Origin of the sequence: Bradyrhizobium sp. CCBAU 11430 (genome assembly GCF_028128855.1) — a bacterium.
Taxonomy (GTDB): domain Bacteria; phylum Pseudomonadota; class Alphaproteobacteria; order Rhizobiales; family Xanthobacteraceae; genus Bradyrhizobium; species Bradyrhizobium ottawaense.
This window is the reverse complement of sequence record NZ_LBJV01000003.1, coordinates 239,892-252,890: the sequence shown is the minus strand read 5'-3', so window position 1 is coordinate 252,890 and position 12,999 is coordinate 239,892. Positions and strand designations below refer to the sequence as shown.

The 12,999-nt window shown below is 61.6% G+C and carries 17 protein-coding genes and 1 pseudogene; 10 read left to right on the top strand and 8 right to left on the bottom strand.

Annotated elements, in window-relative coordinates; all coding sequences use genetic code 11:
* The first annotated feature begins 29 nt into the window (after window positions 1-29).
* Together XI04_RS01250 and XI04_RS01245 are read left to right on the top strand one after the other, a co-directional pair.
* Window positions 30-374, top strand: coding sequence for a response regulator (locus XI04_RS01250; RefSeq protein WP_028142609.1), 345 nt, complete (start codon window positions 30-32; stop codon window positions 372-374).
* A 241-nt stretch (window positions 375-615) separates the two neighbouring features.
* On the top strand, window positions 616-2,151 hold the full coding sequence (locus XI04_RS01245) for an FAD-dependent monooxygenase (protein WP_271608819.1): 1,536 nt from the start codon (window positions 616-618) through the stop codon (window positions 2,149-2,151).
* 117 nt (window positions 2,152-2,268) lie between these two features.
* Here XI04_RS01245 and XI04_RS01240 read toward each other — a convergent pair whose 3' ends face one another.
* A complete protein-coding gene (locus tag XI04_RS01240; RefSeq protein ID WP_240536425.1) occupies window positions 2,269-3,102 on the bottom strand; it encodes a hypothetical protein in 834 nt (277 codons plus the stop codon).
* Between the two features lie 331 nt (window positions 3,103-3,433).
* Here XI04_RS01240 and XI04_RS01235 point away from each other — a divergent pair.
* A pseudogene (locus tag XI04_RS01235) lies at window positions 3,434-3,673 on the top strand (transposase); the annotation flags it as partial.
* 218 nt (window positions 3,674-3,891) lie between these two features.
* Here XI04_RS01235 and XI04_RS01230 read toward each other — a convergent pair.
* From XI04_RS01230 to XI04_RS01220, 3 genes are all read right to left on the bottom strand, one after another.
* Complete coding sequence (locus XI04_RS01230; RefSeq protein ID WP_271608821.1) at window positions 3,892-5,529, bottom strand: AHH domain-containing protein; 1,638 nt, start codon at window positions 5,527-5,529, stop codon at window positions 3,892-3,894.
* A 415-nt stretch (window positions 5,530-5,944) separates the two neighbouring features.
* Window positions 5,945-6,697 (bottom strand): imm11 family protein, encoded by a 753-nt coding sequence (locus tag XI04_RS01225; protein WP_081494332.1) that lies wholly within the window; start codon window positions 6,695-6,697, stop codon window positions 5,945-5,947.
* Window positions 6,698-6,785: 88 nt separating this feature from the next.
* Window positions 6,786-7,565, bottom strand: a complete 780-nt coding sequence (locus XI04_RS01220; RefSeq protein WP_028142614.1) for a DUF4261 domain-containing protein — start codon at window positions 7,563-7,565, stop codon at window positions 6,786-6,788.
* A gap of 170 nt (window positions 7,566-7,735) precedes the next feature.
* Here XI04_RS01220 and XI04_RS01215 point away from each other — a divergent pair, with 170 nt between their 5' ends.
* The 3 genes from XI04_RS01215 (at window position 7,736) to XI04_RS01205 (ending at window position 8,939) form a co-directional block, all read left to right on the top strand.
* Window positions 7,736-8,200, top strand: a complete 465-nt coding sequence (locus XI04_RS01215) for a GNAT family N-acetyltransferase (RefSeq protein WP_028142615.1) — start codon at window positions 7,736-7,738, stop codon at window positions 8,198-8,200.
* A 335-nt stretch (window positions 8,201-8,535) separates the two neighbouring features.
* Window positions 8,536-8,736 (top strand): hypothetical protein, encoded by a 201-nt coding sequence (locus tag XI04_RS01210; protein WP_028142616.1) that lies wholly within the window; start codon window positions 8,536-8,538, stop codon window positions 8,734-8,736.
* Window positions 8,733-8,939, top strand: coding sequence for a hypothetical protein (locus XI04_RS01205; RefSeq protein ID WP_028142617.1), 207 nt, complete (start codon window positions 8,733-8,735; stop codon window positions 8,937-8,939). The genes XI04_RS01210 and XI04_RS01205 overlap by 4 nt, the downstream gene beginning before the upstream one ends.
* Here the strand turns inward: XI04_RS01205 and XI04_RS01200 are convergent.
* The 3 genes from XI04_RS01200 to XI04_RS01190 form a co-directional block, all read right to left on the bottom strand.
* The gene (locus tag XI04_RS01200) at window positions 8,933-9,346 is read right to left on the bottom strand and encodes a DUF6894 family protein (RefSeq protein WP_404535270.1); all 414 of its coding nucleotides are present in this window, start codon (window positions 9,344-9,346) and stop codon (window positions 8,933-8,935) included. The two genes, XI04_RS01205 and XI04_RS01200, sit on opposite strands and share 7 nt — an antisense overlap.
* A gap of 18 nt (window positions 9,347-9,364) precedes the next feature.
* The gene (locus XI04_RS01195; protein WP_028142619.1) at window positions 9,365-9,613 is read right to left on the bottom strand and encodes a hypothetical protein; all 249 of its coding nucleotides are present in this window, start codon (window positions 9,611-9,613) and stop codon (window positions 9,365-9,367) included.
* 456 nt (window positions 9,614-10,069) lie between these two features.
* The gene (locus XI04_RS01190; protein ID WP_028142620.1) at window positions 10,070-10,297 is read right to left on the bottom strand and encodes a hypothetical protein; all 228 of its coding nucleotides are present in this window, start codon (window positions 10,295-10,297) and stop codon (window positions 10,070-10,072) included.
* A gap of 126 nt (window positions 10,298-10,423) precedes the next feature.
* On the opposite strand from XI04_RS01190, the gene XI04_RS01185 reads away from it, so the two are divergent.
* The gene (locus XI04_RS01185; RefSeq protein ID WP_152036334.1) at window positions 10,424-10,618 is read left to right on the top strand and encodes a hypothetical protein; all 195 of its coding nucleotides are present in this window, start codon (window positions 10,424-10,426) and stop codon (window positions 10,616-10,618) included.
* Window positions 10,619-10,819: 201 nt separating this feature from the next.
* Here XI04_RS01185 and XI04_RS01180 read toward each other — a convergent pair whose 3' ends face one another.
* Window positions 10,820-11,041, bottom strand: a complete 222-nt coding sequence (locus XI04_RS01180) for a hypothetical protein (RefSeq protein WP_028142621.1) — start codon at window positions 11,039-11,041, stop codon at window positions 10,820-10,822.
* 420 nt (window positions 11,042-11,461) lie between these two features.
* Here XI04_RS01180 and XI04_RS01175 point away from each other — a divergent pair, with 420 nt between their 5' ends.
* The 3 genes from XI04_RS01175 (at window position 11,462) to XI04_RS01165 (ending at window position 12,856) form a co-directional block, all read left to right on the top strand.
* Complete coding sequence (locus tag XI04_RS01175) at window positions 11,462-11,782, top strand: hypothetical protein (RefSeq protein WP_038947871.1); 321 nt, start codon at window positions 11,462-11,464, stop codon at window positions 11,780-11,782.
* Window positions 11,783-11,807: 25 nt separating this feature from the next.
* Entirely contained in the window at window positions 11,808-12,434 is a 627-nt protein-coding gene (locus tag XI04_RS01170; protein WP_028142623.1) for a hypothetical protein, read from the top strand.
* A 236-nt stretch (window positions 12,435-12,670) separates the two neighbouring features.
* Entirely contained in the window at window positions 12,671-12,856 is a 186-nt protein-coding gene (locus XI04_RS01165) for a hypothetical protein (protein ID WP_028142624.1), read from the top strand.
* Window positions 12,857-12,999 lie beyond the last annotated feature (143 nt).

Here is a 12,999-nt window from a genome sequence, read left to right as displayed (position 1 = left end):
AATGCTTCGTCAGAAGGAACGTTCCTGCGATGAGCCACACTGTCCTGGTTGTTGACGACGATCCCGCCGTCCTCGACGTGATCGTGGGCATGCTGGAAGATCTCGGCTGCGAGGTGATCAGCGCCCAAAGCGGCCCGGATGCACTCGGCCGGCTCGAGCAGAACCAGGACATCTCCATCCTCATCACCGATATCAACATGCCCGGCATGGATGGTCATGAACTGGCCGAGCTGGCCAAGCGCGTCCGCCCGGAGCTGAAGATGCTGCAATTGTCGGGCCGCGAGCCCCGGCGCGGCGGCCTTCCGATGATCAGGAAGCCGTTTTCGTTCGAGGAGCTCGCCGACATCATGCAGCGGACCACCGGCGTTTGCTGACCGTCCAATCCCGCAAAACAAAACCCGCCGCAGATCGCTCTGCGCGGGCTGAACCAAACTCTTTCGATGATGCCATCATGCCGGTGTTTTGCCCGACGTGTCAACGCGGCGAACGCGGAAGAGGAAGCCCCTCCTCCCAACTCAATATGTGGTGCGCAACGGGCTTGCTTCAAGTCCCCGCCTCTGCCGTAGAACCCCCGACCCAGGAAACATCCAAAGCAACCAGCCGAGGGGTCACGACATGCCTGCATTGCTTCCGACGTCCCGTTCACGCCGTCAGCCACAGGGAGCCGACGCGCGGAACCAGATGCCGCCCGACCATGCCGTGGTGATCGCCGGCGGCGGCCCGACCGGGCTGATGCTGGCTGCCGAGCTCGCGCTCGCAAAGGTCGATGTCGCCATCCTCGAGCGGCGCGCGAGCCAGGATCTCGTCGGCACGCGCGCCGGCGGGTTGCATGCCCGCAGCATCGAGATCCTCGATCAGCGCGGCGTTGCGGATCGCTTCCTGCGCGAGGGACAGATCGTCCAGCTCGCGGGCTTTGCCTGGACGCGGCTCGACATCAGCGACCTCCCCACAAGGCACGCTTACGGTCTGGCGCTGCGGCAGAGCCACATCGAGCGCATCCTGGCGGACTGGGTCGAAGAGCTCAAAGTGCCGGTCTATCGCAATGTCGAGCTCACGGGCTTCGCACAGGACGAAACCGGCATCGACGTGACGCTCTCCGGTGGCGAGACCTTGCGCGCAGACTATCTCGTCGGATGCGACGGCGGTCGCAGCCTGGTGCGCAAGGCCGCCGGCATCGATTTTGCCGGCACCTCACCGACGCTGAGCAACGTCATGGCCGAGGTCGAGATGCGCGAGGCGCCGGCATGGGGCCTGCGTCATGATGCGCTCGGCTTTCACGGCCTCAGCAAGACCGAGAGCGGCCGCGTGCTGGTCGTCGTGACGGAAGCAACGCTCACGCGCACCGGCGAGCCCTCCTTGCGCGATCTCAGCGATGCCCTCGTCGCGGTCTACGGCACCGATTTCGGACTGCAAAATCCCGCCTGGATCTCCCGTTTCACCGATGCGGCACGGCAGGCCACCACTTATCGCAAAGGCCGCGTGCTGCTCGCCGGCGATGCCGCGCATATCCATCACTCCGTCGGCGGGCAAGGCCTCAACATCGGCGTGCAGGACGCCGTCAATCTCGGCTGGAAGCTGGCGCAGGTGGTCCATCGCATCTCGCCGGACAGCCTGCTCGACAGCTACCACGCCGAGCGCCATCCCGTCGGCGCGCGCGTGCTCAAAAACACCATGGCGCAGATCGCCCTGCTCCGCCGCGGCGACGACGGCCTCAAGGCCGCACGCGACACCGTCTCCGAACTGCTCGGCATGGACGAGCCGCGCAAACGTTTTGGCGCCATGATGAGCGGGCTCGACATCGCTTACGATCTCGGCGAAGGCCACGCGCTGCTGGGGCGGCGCATGCCGGATCTCGAGCTGAGCGTCGAGGGCCGGAAGCTGAAATTGTTCACGCTGCTGCACGGCGCGCGGGGCGTGCTGCTCAATTTCGGCAAGCGAGGCGGCACCGACATCGGGCCGTGGAAGAGTCGCATCGATGTCGTCGAAGCCGGCACCGATGGCGTATGGGAGCTTCCGGTGATCGGCCGGGTCGCCGCACCGGACGCAGCGCTGGTGCGGCCGGACGGGCACGTCGCCTGGGTGGGAGATGAGAGCCAGCACGGACTCGACGAGACATTGCTGCGGTGGTTCGGGCCGCCTGCGGCGGCGTAGCGCCCGTACTCCTGAATTGGGCGCCTGGTTCGGCGGCCCCTGATGTCCGCTCGTCTCTCCAGAGGAGCACAAACAGCGGACATCATTGAAGGTCGCCGATGGGCCAGTTCACCCTCCTTACTCGCGCGGAACTGCAGCAGCTTGATCGACGAGATTGGTATTGGCCGCAAGTTTATGCGAGCGCGCAAAAACGATCCGAGACGTGGCAGGTATCTCGGCTTCGGCTCTACCGTCTTGGCCGATGAGGATCAATCCGGCGCCGCCATTTGCTACATTCAGAATAATCGGGTCCCCGCTCCAGGTCATGATCGGCTCCATTCCGATGATGAGGAACTCGCCCACGGGCTGGTCGAAATATTGGATGCGCAATTGTGGTCCGACCTCTGCCGGTGCGAGTTCAAGGCCGAGTTTTCGAGCCCGTGAGTAAAGGTCAGCTAACGTCACACTATCGTTCGTGAACCCAAGTTGCGTCGGGGAGACGAGTGCAAGCTCCATGTCTGTCTTCTGAGAAGCAGTAATAAAGGACGGTCGGGCAAGGATCTCGCCCGCTTGGCTGCCCACACTGCATCGCATGCTGTCCAGTGCATCGCGCAGCTTAAGTGAGTCGGCGAACGTGCCTATTGCAATTGTCTTCCATATCGCAATGTCACGCTCGGATTGAATAAGCCGTTGAGGCGCTTCGGACGCGCGTGTCTTGAATTTCAGCTGTCTCTCCAAAACATCGCGAGCTGCGCACTGGGTCTGCGCCGTACTGCTTGCGAGCTGAAGGATGCAAACTGAAAGCATTAAAACAACTAAGTAGTGGCACGCCGTGCTTCTGTTGTGGCGATTGACTGAAGTGCATTGGGTTATGTTTTTTGGAATGGACATGGCGGAATCACTTTTTCGATCAAGCTGACAGAAAAAGCCCGCCTCCGAGTCAGGGGAAGAACGGAGGGAAATGACGTCCATGAACATTCCCCGGCCGCTTTTGAAATGCGTCCGGAGGCGGGGCCTATGGCTTCAAGAATTCCAATTTCCAAATTGCAGGCTGCAGTCCGTAAGCCTGATCAAGCCTGCCCATCAGACCTAAGGCACGATGTGAACGAAGCATAGCAATGTGGTTGCATCCGCTCAATATGCCAAAAGTCTGCTACGGGTCACTGGCGCTGCTTGGAAGGTCGGCCGGTTGCTTCCGGTCTACCCAACGAGCCGACAACGGAGGACGCCGCCCGAACCTCCCCTTCGGGCCAAAAGGCCAATTACTCCGGTGATAAGCGCAGGGATTCCGGCCAGGCATTATATGCGCCGGGCCGCTTTGTTCTACGAGTTCTCACTTGAGAAGCATATTCCCGCCGATCACCTGCTCAGGTCGATCGACAGGTTTGTCGACTTTCAAGAGATCAAGCGGGACCTGGCACCTTTCTACAGCAACATCGGTCAGCCTTCGATCGATCCGGAGCTGATGATCCGGATGCTGCTGATCGGTTACTGCTTCGGCATCCGGTCAGAGCGGCGCCTGTGCGATGAGGTTCACCTCAACGGAATCGGTCAGAAGCAGTAATGCTCTGGCCGACTAGAAGATTTCCGGTTGGCCCTCATGAACAGACACTCTTTAATGAATATACGGCCTACTGCTCAGCCAAAAGAAAGCCTGCGGCATCCCGCGGGCTCGATCCGAACTCTTCCGATGATGCTATTCTGCCGGTGTTTTGCCCGACGTGTCAAACGAACGACGCCGCTCCGCAACCTTTACTCTGGTCAAAGCAACGGCCGTATCCACCGCGAAAACCACTCCTCAGCGTCACTATGCGGATTGCCTGGACCGTCCACTCCGAAGATCGGGGGTGGAATGACGTAGCTCGGCTCGTCGGCAAATAGACCGATTGGCTTGCTGGGTTGCGGTTGCGCGCTGCCAGTGGTCGGCACGGTCCAGTTGCCGAACCGCTCGTTGAATTCCGTGGAAGGCAGCAGATGCGGGACCGGCGCACTGCCGGACGTGAACACGCTGCCCGCGTTGGACTCATTGACGCGGGCGAGGCGCCGAACGTTTTCGGGCGCGACCGATCCGCCTGCAGGAGCGTCTGGTAATCTATCCACGTTTGCCGGCTCGGCAGGTGCAGTGCCGTCTGGCGTGCCGGCCCAGCTGCCAAAGCGATCTGCAAAAGTGCTAGCGCGAGTCTCTGGATCGATCGAGGAAGCTCCGCCCACCTGCCGCCCAAATGTCGATGAAGCCGAAGAGCCGCGGCCACTGGCCGCGCTGTCGACGTTAAGTCCATTGCCGATGATGTTGAGCGGCGGCGCTCCTGTCGAGAACACTCCTCCGCCAGGAGTAGCCGCGCCCATCGTGCCGCCGGAACTACTCTCCTGCGCGTTGGCAGTTCGCGTGACCGCCAAGATGCCTCCAATACCGAACAGCCAGGGGAGGATAGAAGGCGCCGCTAAGCCGAGGGCGGCCCCTCCGGCCAACAAAGGAAGAACATCACGCTCCGGAGATGCGCCTCCAGCCAACGGATTCTCGTAGTACGGATACGTCACTCCGGAGTGCGGATCGGACTGGAGCACAAGCGGATCTGATGGAGCGACCGTTGTCGGAGGCAATTGACCGATCCGTTCGTTGGGATCTAGCGTGGGAAACGGTGGCAGCGCACGTGTGAAGCGGGGATCACTTCGCGCAAACCCTTCCTGTTCGTTCAGACCGGCACGCGGAGGTGAGCTGTAGCCCGGCAGCGGCGGAAAGTCGCTCGGGTTGGCCGATGTTGAGCCGGGTACGCGAAAAGGGTCCGAAGAGGGATCCAACGCTTCGAACTTGGACCAATTCGTTCCGCGCAGGTCGCGATTGCCAGCGGTGATGTTGACGTCAGGATTGCGAGCAATTGCCTCATCTATCAGTTTCTGCCGCTCCGGATCGTCCAGGTAGAGCAGCCATTTGATCAGGTGGTCCTGACCGGCGTCCGCTCCCCTTCGCTCGACATCTCTGATGGTCCTCAATTGATCCGGGTATTGATCGCGGTAAGCCTTGGGGTCCGTCAAAACTTTCTCGACCCCTTGGTAGACTTCCTCTTGTGTTTTACCGATAGGCACATTGGTGTAGAGATGGCCGTTAAGGAAGCCAACGCGCATAGCATCGATAAGAGTCTTGATCTCCACAAGTCGCTCGGCCGGACTCCCGATCGTTGCGATCTCTTTGAGCCTCTTACAAATGAGGTCGCCATACGGCCCCACGTGTCTGCTCGGATGGGGCGACACCTCCAACTTTGCAGCGAGTTCCCGATTTGCTGGCAAATAGATTCGGTTTGCGGGCGCGTCGATATCGAACGTCTTCTTGTCGATACCGCGAAACGCGGGGTAGTCTCTAAAGCGCTCTGGAATGATGTGGTGATCGAAAAAAATCGACATGCACCCTCACAAAGGGGTTTCATTGAGTATGGGAGCTGGCAAGGTGAGTGGATTAGGCGCGCAAGCGCTGCCGCGGCGGGAACGCCCGCGCGTTCGTCAAACAAGGTTGCAATTTTCCTGAAGTACTATGGCGTGCAGGCGATCGCTCGATCAGACCGCCCGCAGTCGACGCCCATGGAGCGCGAATTGATTACCGGCCCCAAAGCGTGGGCTTTATTTCGTTCTATTTTATCGGGAAGAAGTACTGGCGCGCCCCGCCGCCATCCGCTCGCAGGCGCCAGCCTTGTCCGCTAGCAGTAATCGCTAAGTCTGAACTGGTCATCGTTGAAGCCAAGGCGGCCGGCGTTTCTCACCTGTTCCGAGTATGCACTGCCGCCCACCAGCGAACAGACTTCATTTCTCAGGATGGCGCGAATCAATATCGGCTTTTTGAGGGATCGCGAAACCGAATTCTCCTCAGCCCCGCCGACTTGCAAGCGTCCTTGAACTCTTGATCGCATATGACAGTCGCCTCGTCGTAGGCCATGCGGAAGATGTGCGCGTTACCGATCGCGGCCTCTCTGAAGACCAGTTTGTAGCCGGGAATGAACCCGTAGTATTTCTGACCGTGGTCTATGTAGCGAACATCGTCCCGGACACCGATGCGCAAGCAGGACTCCGTTTCGTCCAGCGCGTCGAGGACGCGAACAACATCGCAGAGCCAATAGTCCGGTCCATGATAGCGACCTTGCGGCACTCGCACGTCGCACCGCACAAACACAAATGCCTCCGGATCAACCCGCTCGAAGACAGCCTTTGTCCGGTCCGAAACGAGCCACCAGCGAAAGCAGACCTCCAGGTCATAGGGCAGACTGCCATCGGATTTATCAAACATGTAAGGCACGGGCGGTGTAGAAGCGGGCAGACGATATACTCTGTGGGGGGGAAGGACGCTCTCGTCCGCAACCCAAAAGCCCGGTCGCCCTCCGTTAAAATCGGGACCCATTTCGTAGAAGCGGCGTTTTCGCGCTCTGGGCCGCTTTGCAGCAGAAATTGCTTTATCGTCACTCATGACTTGAACCCATTGAAAAGCGTGCCCGCAATGACGCGCGGCGGAGACCACGATCGACTGCTCAACAAAAAAGCCCGCGGCTTCCCGCGAGCTGTCGGACTCTTCCGATGATGCCATTCTGCATGTGTTTTGCCCGACGTGTCAAACCTTCGGTCTCGGGCAACGAATCTGGCGGCAAGTACCGATGGTAAGTCGCTCATCTACATCAGTGCTTGAACTCATCCACACAGTAAAACACCGGCAGCCCGCCAAACGCGTCGGAATTCCTGTGACGCACCTGGATCCGTTCGCTCGCACTTGCGCCGATCGTGTCGCCGTCCTTCACCACGCTGCCATGCTCGATCAGATACACGGCAAGCCCAGCCACCTTGTCGAACAACGCCGAAAGCGTGAGCTTGCCGGTCACGAACTCGATCTCACGACCGACGAAGGCGGACAGTCCCATCGTGACCGCGGCGATCTTCGCGCCTGTCCGGAACGGAAGAATGTCGACCCATAGCCTAAAGGGGTAATTAGGATATGGTGCGAATGAATCGCGAGACGTTTCGCGCCAGAGATCGGCAGGCCGCGCGACCCGGCCCGCCCAGACCACGCCGCAACACTCAGGCATCGTCGCAATCAACGCACCGATGACAGCGGTCGTGATGCGCGCGGCGACCAGCGGCTGTTCGCTCTTACCGAGCATCGATACGATCACATGACCTCGATGCCGGAGGGCCACCGCCTTGCTCTCCGGCCATGTCGTGGCGGCGCGCGCCCAAAGTCCCTCGTCGTCCGGGATGGGCGCCGGCATCGACATGACGGCGACGAGCTCGTTGCCGCAGCGAATGAGCGGCGAGTCTGCTTGAGCCTGCTGAGCACGCCCGTCGTCCATCGTCTCCGTTGCCAACTCCGGATGTCGGGCGTGAAGGACCTTTGCAACCGCTGACATGTCCGGCGTCACCGGATTATTCAATAAGACCAAAGCGAGAAGGGAGCTACTCATCGACGACCCGCGGAAATTTTTGGATGAGATGCGATCCTCTGCCTAGCTCGCCCAACAGTTGAAGTATTTTGAAATTTAGAACAAAACGGGAACGTTGTCAACCAGCGCTTCTGTGCTTCATATTGTGCGGGCGCAATCCGAGTGCCGACATAGCTCCCAAACGGTCCCCCATGTTCTCAATCCACCCCGACGATCTCACCTCTGAACCGACCCGCCGCCTGCTCGCGCTGCATCTCGCCGGCATGCATGCGAACTCGCCGCCGGGCCATGTGTTCGCGCTCGACCTGTCGGGGCTGCAGGTGCCTGATGTCACCGTGTGGTCGGTGCGCGAGGGCGACGACGTCGTCGGGATCGGCGCGCTGAAAGAGCTGGGCGACGGCGGCGCCGAGGTGAAGTCGATGCGGACCCACCCCCATCATCTGCGCCGCGGCGTCGCGGCGCTGCTGCTGGACCACATCGTGCGCGAGGCCGAGGCGCGCGGGCTGACCCGGCTGAGCCTGGAGACCGGAAGCGGCCCGGCGTTCGAGCCGGCGCTGGCGCTGTACCGCAAGCGAGGCTTCGTCAACGGCGAGGCGTTCGCCGATTACCAGGCGAGCGCCTTCAACCAATTCCTGCACCTTGCGCTTCGCGCCTGAGCCGCGCGCGGACGCCACGCCGCAACGCATCAGCCGGCTCCTTCGGAGGCGCTTCTTGAGACAAAGCCTTGAAACAAGCCTTGGTGGTGTCTTGCAACGACCCGAGGGGCGGCTTTGGTCCGAAAGTGAACCTGGGTTTCGTGTCGCACTCAAATTGAGTAAGTGGCTCAAGCGTCTGAATTTTCTCCCGAAAATTTAATTTGCGAGCGTACCAAATGATACAGACTCGGCGCCGACGGCGGCGTAGGGTCACTCATCATCGCGAGGCCCTTGGCATTTATCGGTGATGAGAACGCCAAGTCGCGCTCCCGCCTCCTCGAACAGGGAGAAGCGCCATGCTGACGCGCCGTCGTTTCAAACAGACCAAGACTCTCACCGAAAGACTCGCCGACGAAGCCACGCGCTGTCGCGAGGAAGCGCGCGCGCTCTCGCCGGGGCGCCGCCGCGAAATGCTGCTGCGCCGGGCCCGGCAGGACGAAACGGCCATGCAGATCGAGGCCTGGCTGCGCTCCCCCGGCCTGAGGGCACCGACATGATGCAGCAATATCGCGCTTATCTGATCGGCGAGAACGGAATCTTCCGCTCCGCCGAAGCGTTCGAGGCGCCGTCGGATTCCTCCGCCCTCAGCTTCGCGCGGCAGTTCACACGCCACGGCAAGGTCGAGGTATGGCAGCTTGGCCGGAAGATCGCCGTGCTGGATCCCGAAGAGTCGCTGCCGAGGTCGTTGACGCGTCAATGATCGCCTGATTGCGATCGCGATGCCGGAGTCTCGATCTCGAACCAGAATGTCAGCTGCATGACGGGGCCGCTGGCGTCGCGAACGTCGATCGCCATCGTCTGCCTGCCGCCCGTGGGCGGCGCCGAGAGGACGGCATCGCGTGCCATGTCGGCAAGCGACTTGGCGGCCTCGGCCCGAACGGCGCGCGGGCTTGCCAATTCCAGCCCCTCCTCGTCGAGGGCAATTCCGTTGTCGTCGCGAAGGTCGAAGTAGTAACGCGGCATTGTTGCATCCTTTGCCGTATTAGGCCCGAGAACGGCAAAGGTTTCCAATAAGACGAGAATTCGCTGGGGACCAACGGGTTCCGGGAACAAAGGGACGCTGCCAAGGGAAGCTGGCAAGGTTCGATCCGGCAGGACACGGATCATGCCTGCGTGCGCAGCGCCCTACTCCTCCGCAAGCTTGTGCTCGATATAGGCATCCACCGTCTCGGCGAACGAGCGCTGCACGCCGACCGCCACATCGTGCTGGTCGAGTGCGTCGCGCTGGAGCACGCGCAGGCCGCGGCCGCGGGCGCTGAGCGGCGCCGTGTTCAGATACTGATCGATGGCGCCTTTGGCGAGCGGGATGGACTTGGGATCGCCCCTGGCGATCAGTAGCCTGAGCAGGCTCTGGCATTCGGCCAAACCTGGCATGGGTTCAGCCTCTCACCTTTGCTGCGATTTCGGCTTCGGCCGCTTCACCGGCTGGGTGTGGGTGCCGAACAGCGCCAGCAGGAACGCGACTTCTTCCTTCGAACCGATCTGGATCATGATTGTCTCTCCTCTTCGCTCCGTTGGTCGGCACGAGCGGGCGCGGAGTTCAGGACGATCTGGTTTCAGCAATGTTTCAGCCGTGTTTCGTCGGGTCGGGGGCTCTCGTCGGGTCGGGGGCTCTCGGAGAGCGGTTCATATACAATCAGCCCGCGCGGATCGCTCCACGCGGGCTTTGCTTGACGCTTGCGCAACTTCACTCGCAAGAGGGGCCGTGGGCGCGCCAGGCACCCTCGGCATCAAGGTTCAGTGCATGTGGCCAATCAGATAAACGCCGCCACCGATCACGATCACGGCAGGGACGGCCCAAAGCAGAAGTACAGGCATCTGTCCTTCTCCTCAGTTCGACGTGCAGACCTTGACGGTCTTCATGCCGGCCTCGGCTTCAGTCCTGGTCTTGTACACGGTGTCGCCGCTGACGACGGTGGTTTCCGTGCTCGTCGGCTTCGCTTCGGTGATCGTGCACTTCTTGGTCTTGACGTCCTGCACCACGTAGAACGACTGCGCGAACGCGGGAGCCGCAAATGACGTCAACAGGGCAGCGGCAATGATGGTCTTGATGTTCATCGTGTCCTCCTCCAGCAGTCCGGTCATCCGGATCTGTCTTCTTCAAACCTACAAAATTACCACTTGTTCCCGAATTCGTCTGAACCAAGTCCCGCAGGCTGCGTTGACGCGGAAACGGAGGCTTCGATGCTGGATGTGAGACTTGTGACGACCTCGCTGGCCATGCTGGTCGCACTGCTGTCCGTGGCTTCGGCCGAGCCTGCCAGGGAGCAAGCCCGGCCCGCTGGTCAAGGCACCACTGAAGCGCGTCCGATCCGCGTCATCCTTCCCGCGCCTTGGGAGCCCGCCAGGACGCAAGCCGACGCACCATCGTCGAAGTGACGCGGCCGCTTTCCCAATGACTTCCGCGTGCCGTTGTTCGGCACGCGCGACGAGCCTGCGACAACGCGATGCTCGACCGTCTCGGAAGCAACCCTCGACAACTTCCAGCCGTCCGCGGACGGCACGGTCATCTCCTATCTTGCGCAGGGCGGCGTCGTGAGTGGATCCTGAGCTTCGACGCATCCGGGTAGATCGCCTCGCTCACATGCGGGCCTTCGAACCAGCCGTTTTCAACGGCTTGCGCCTCTGAATGACAAGCCGCAAGGCGATGCCGTGCTGCCAGGCACGCACCCTCACCGCCGCTTCGCTTCGATCGAGCTCGCTCGCAATCTCGTCCGGCCGCCGGCCTGCTGCGGCCAATGCCTTCAATCGCTCGTGGTCTTGCGCCGTCCATTTCTTCAACAGCGGGTAGCGGGATTGCATGATGGGAGCTGTCTCGCCTGTTCAATGATTCCGGCGACAATGGACCGGCGCAGTTGAAGTTCCGAAATCGAAAAACCAGCCGAGCAGCACGGGAGCGACCCCAGGCACCTCCGGGGCTGGACGTGGGGAGCGAAAATGCCGGGGCCGCCAGCGCGCCAACTCAACGCGCGCGCTCCGGCCATCATCCGCCCCTCGCGCCTTCGTGCCGTATCAATTGATGCGTCGGCTGGAATAAATCTGCCAACGGCATCCGCAAGGCGCGCATAAACGGGACAAACCGGCAGACGTTCCTAACTGGTTCGATGCACCCGCGCGTTTTGGCGCGAGACAGGCTGCGGCACTCGGCAGCTTCAAACGTAAGCAACCAATTCGAATCTCACTTGTTGTCGCCGGCACATTCACCTGCTGGAGGACAAAAAAATGCGACGTCTCACTCTACTTGCCACGACCATGTTGCTGCTCGGAGCGGTACCCGCTGGCGCGCAGTCACAGCCTGCTCAGAGCGGGCCGGGCAACAACGCCGTCAACAGCTCGGACCAGAACAACTCGAACAAGCCGGTCGCCGGCCGCAACAGCTTCACCGAGGGACAGGCAAAATCGAAGATCGAAGAAGCGGGATATTCCAACGTCTCCGGCCTGCAAAAGGACAACGAGGGCGTCTGGCGCGGCAAGGCCGACAAGGCCGGCACCAAAACCGACGTCAGCCTGGACTTCCAGGGCAACGTGAACCCCACCAAGTAACAAGCAATCACCAGGAGACCTCACAATGACCGTCACCATCTCACGCCTTTACGACAATTACTCCGATGCCGAACGCGCCGTGACCCGGCTCGAAGGCGCCGGCGTGGCGCATTCCGATATCAGCATCGTCGCCAACAATTCGGACAATTGGTACGGCTCGCGGTCCGGTAAGGTCGACCGTGATCGCGACGGCGTCGACGATCGCGCTGAAGGCGCCGGGACCGGAGCCGGCATCGGCGCCGGCCTCGGCGGCGCGGCGGGCCTGCTCGCAGGCCTCGGCCTGCTGGCGATCCCCGGCCTCGGACCGGTCGTCGCGGCGGGCTGGCTCGCCTCGACCGCCGTCGGCGCCGCTGCCGGCGCGGCCACCGGCGGCATCGTCGGCGCCCTGACGCAGGCCGGCGTCTCCAAGGAAGATGCCTCGCGTTATGCCGAGGGCATTCGCCGCGGCGGCACGCTGGTGTCCGCGAGGGTGCCCGACCAGGACCGCGCGCGCCTCGATGCGCTTCTCCACGAGAAGTCAGTGAACCTGCAGGATCGCAGCGCGGCCTGGCAGAAAGCCGGCTGGAGCGACTTCGATGCCGCAAGCCCGCCATTGTCTCCCGAGGACATCGGCCGCGAGCGCGAGCTCTACGGCGTGGGCACGCGGCGATAGGCCATCCCACACCCGCCACGACAAAGGCTCCGCGACGCGGGGCCTTTTTTGATGGGAATGCGCCGTCAGCGCAGCGCTATCACGTCCCGATTCTCTCATCCTGCGGATGCTTTGCCCGACAGATCAAACTTTAACTCAAATGCAGCAAAGCGGATTTGGCGAAATGAAATCTCTTCGCGCCATGCTGGGACATGTGCTTGCGCGAATGCAATCGGGAAAGCGTCGGAGAGATTGCCATGTACTACGTCGCCGCTGCATTGCTGGTACTGTCGGGATTGTTCTACTCCGCGAGCCATCACGAGATCGGCTCGTTCGGCGTCACCATGTGCAGCTATGGCAGCGCATTCTGCGATAATCCGCTGATCGTCTTTTCCGGCGCCGCACTGGCCGCCGCCTGGGGCATGTTCGTCAGCGTCAAGTAGCGCGGCCGACTTCCTTCATCCCCGACGTTCAAAGGCCCGCCGCCGGCGGCAAGCAGCCTCGCGGGCTGACTTGAGCTTGCGAGAATTTGGGCTGCGGGAATTTTTGCGATGATGGCAATCTACACCTGTTTTGCCCGACAGTC

Bases quoted from the DNA above. Each gene is read 5' to 3' on its own strand.
- XI04_RS01190 (WP_028142620.1), bottom strand. From the start codon at position 10,297: ATGAACATCAAGACCATCATTGCCGCTGCCCTGTTGACGTCATTTGCG.
- XI04_RS01250 (WP_028142609.1), top strand. From the start codon at position 30: ATGAGCCACACTGTCCTGGTTGTTGACGACGATCCCGCCGTCCTCGAC.
- XI04_RS01215 (WP_028142615.1), top strand. From the start codon at position 7,736: ATGTTCTCAATCCACCCCGACGATCTCACCTCTGAACCGACCCGCCGC.
- XI04_RS01175 (WP_038947871.1), top strand. From the start codon at position 11,462: ATGCGACGTCTCACTCTACTTGCCACGACCATGTTGCTGCTCGGAGCG.
- XI04_RS01165 (WP_028142624.1), top strand. From the start codon at position 12,671: ATGTACTACGTCGCCGCTGCATTGCTGGTACTGTCGGGATTGTTCTAC.
- XI04_RS01185 (WP_152036334.1), top strand. From the start codon at position 10,424: ATGCTGGATGTGAGACTTGTGACGACCTCGCTGGCCATGCTGGTCGCA.
- XI04_RS01205 (WP_028142617.1), top strand. From the start codon at position 8,733: ATGATGCAGCAATATCGCGCTTATCTGATCGGCGAGAACGGAATCTTC.
- XI04_RS01225 (WP_081494332.1), bottom strand. From the start codon at position 6,697: ATGGCATCATCGGAAGAGTCCGACAGCTCGCGGGAAGCCGCGGGCTTT.
- XI04_RS01240 (WP_240536425.1), bottom strand. From the start codon at position 3,102: ATGGACGTCATTTCCCTCCGTTCTTCCCCTGACTCGGAGGCGGGCTTT.
- XI04_RS01200 (WP_404535270.1), bottom strand. From the start codon at position 9,346: ATGATCCGTGTCCTGCCGGATCGAACCTTGCCAGCTTCCCTTGGCAGC.
- XI04_RS01170 (WP_028142623.1), top strand. From the start codon at position 11,808: ATGACCGTCACCATCTCACGCCTTTACGACAATTACTCCGATGCCGAA.
- XI04_RS01245 (WP_271608819.1), top strand. From the start codon at position 616: ATGCCTGCATTGCTTCCGACGTCCCGTTCACGCCGTCAGCCACAGGGA.
- XI04_RS01230 (WP_271608821.1), bottom strand. From the start codon at position 5,529: ATGTCGATTTTTTTCGATCACCACATCATTCCAGAGCGCTTTAGAGAC.
- XI04_RS01220 (WP_028142614.1), bottom strand. From the start codon at position 7,565: ATGAGTAGCTCCCTTCTCGCTTTGGTCTTATTGAATAATCCGGTGACG.
- XI04_RS01210 (WP_028142616.1), top strand. From the start codon at position 8,536: ATGCTGACGCGCCGTCGTTTCAAACAGACCAAGACTCTCACCGAAAGA.
- XI04_RS01180 (WP_028142621.1), bottom strand. From the start codon at position 11,041: ATGCAATCCCGCTACCCGCTGTTGAAGAAATGGACGGCGCAAGACCAC.
- XI04_RS01195 (WP_028142619.1), bottom strand. From the start codon at position 9,613: ATGCCAGGTTTGGCCGAATGCCAGAGCCTGCTCAGGCTACTGATCGCC.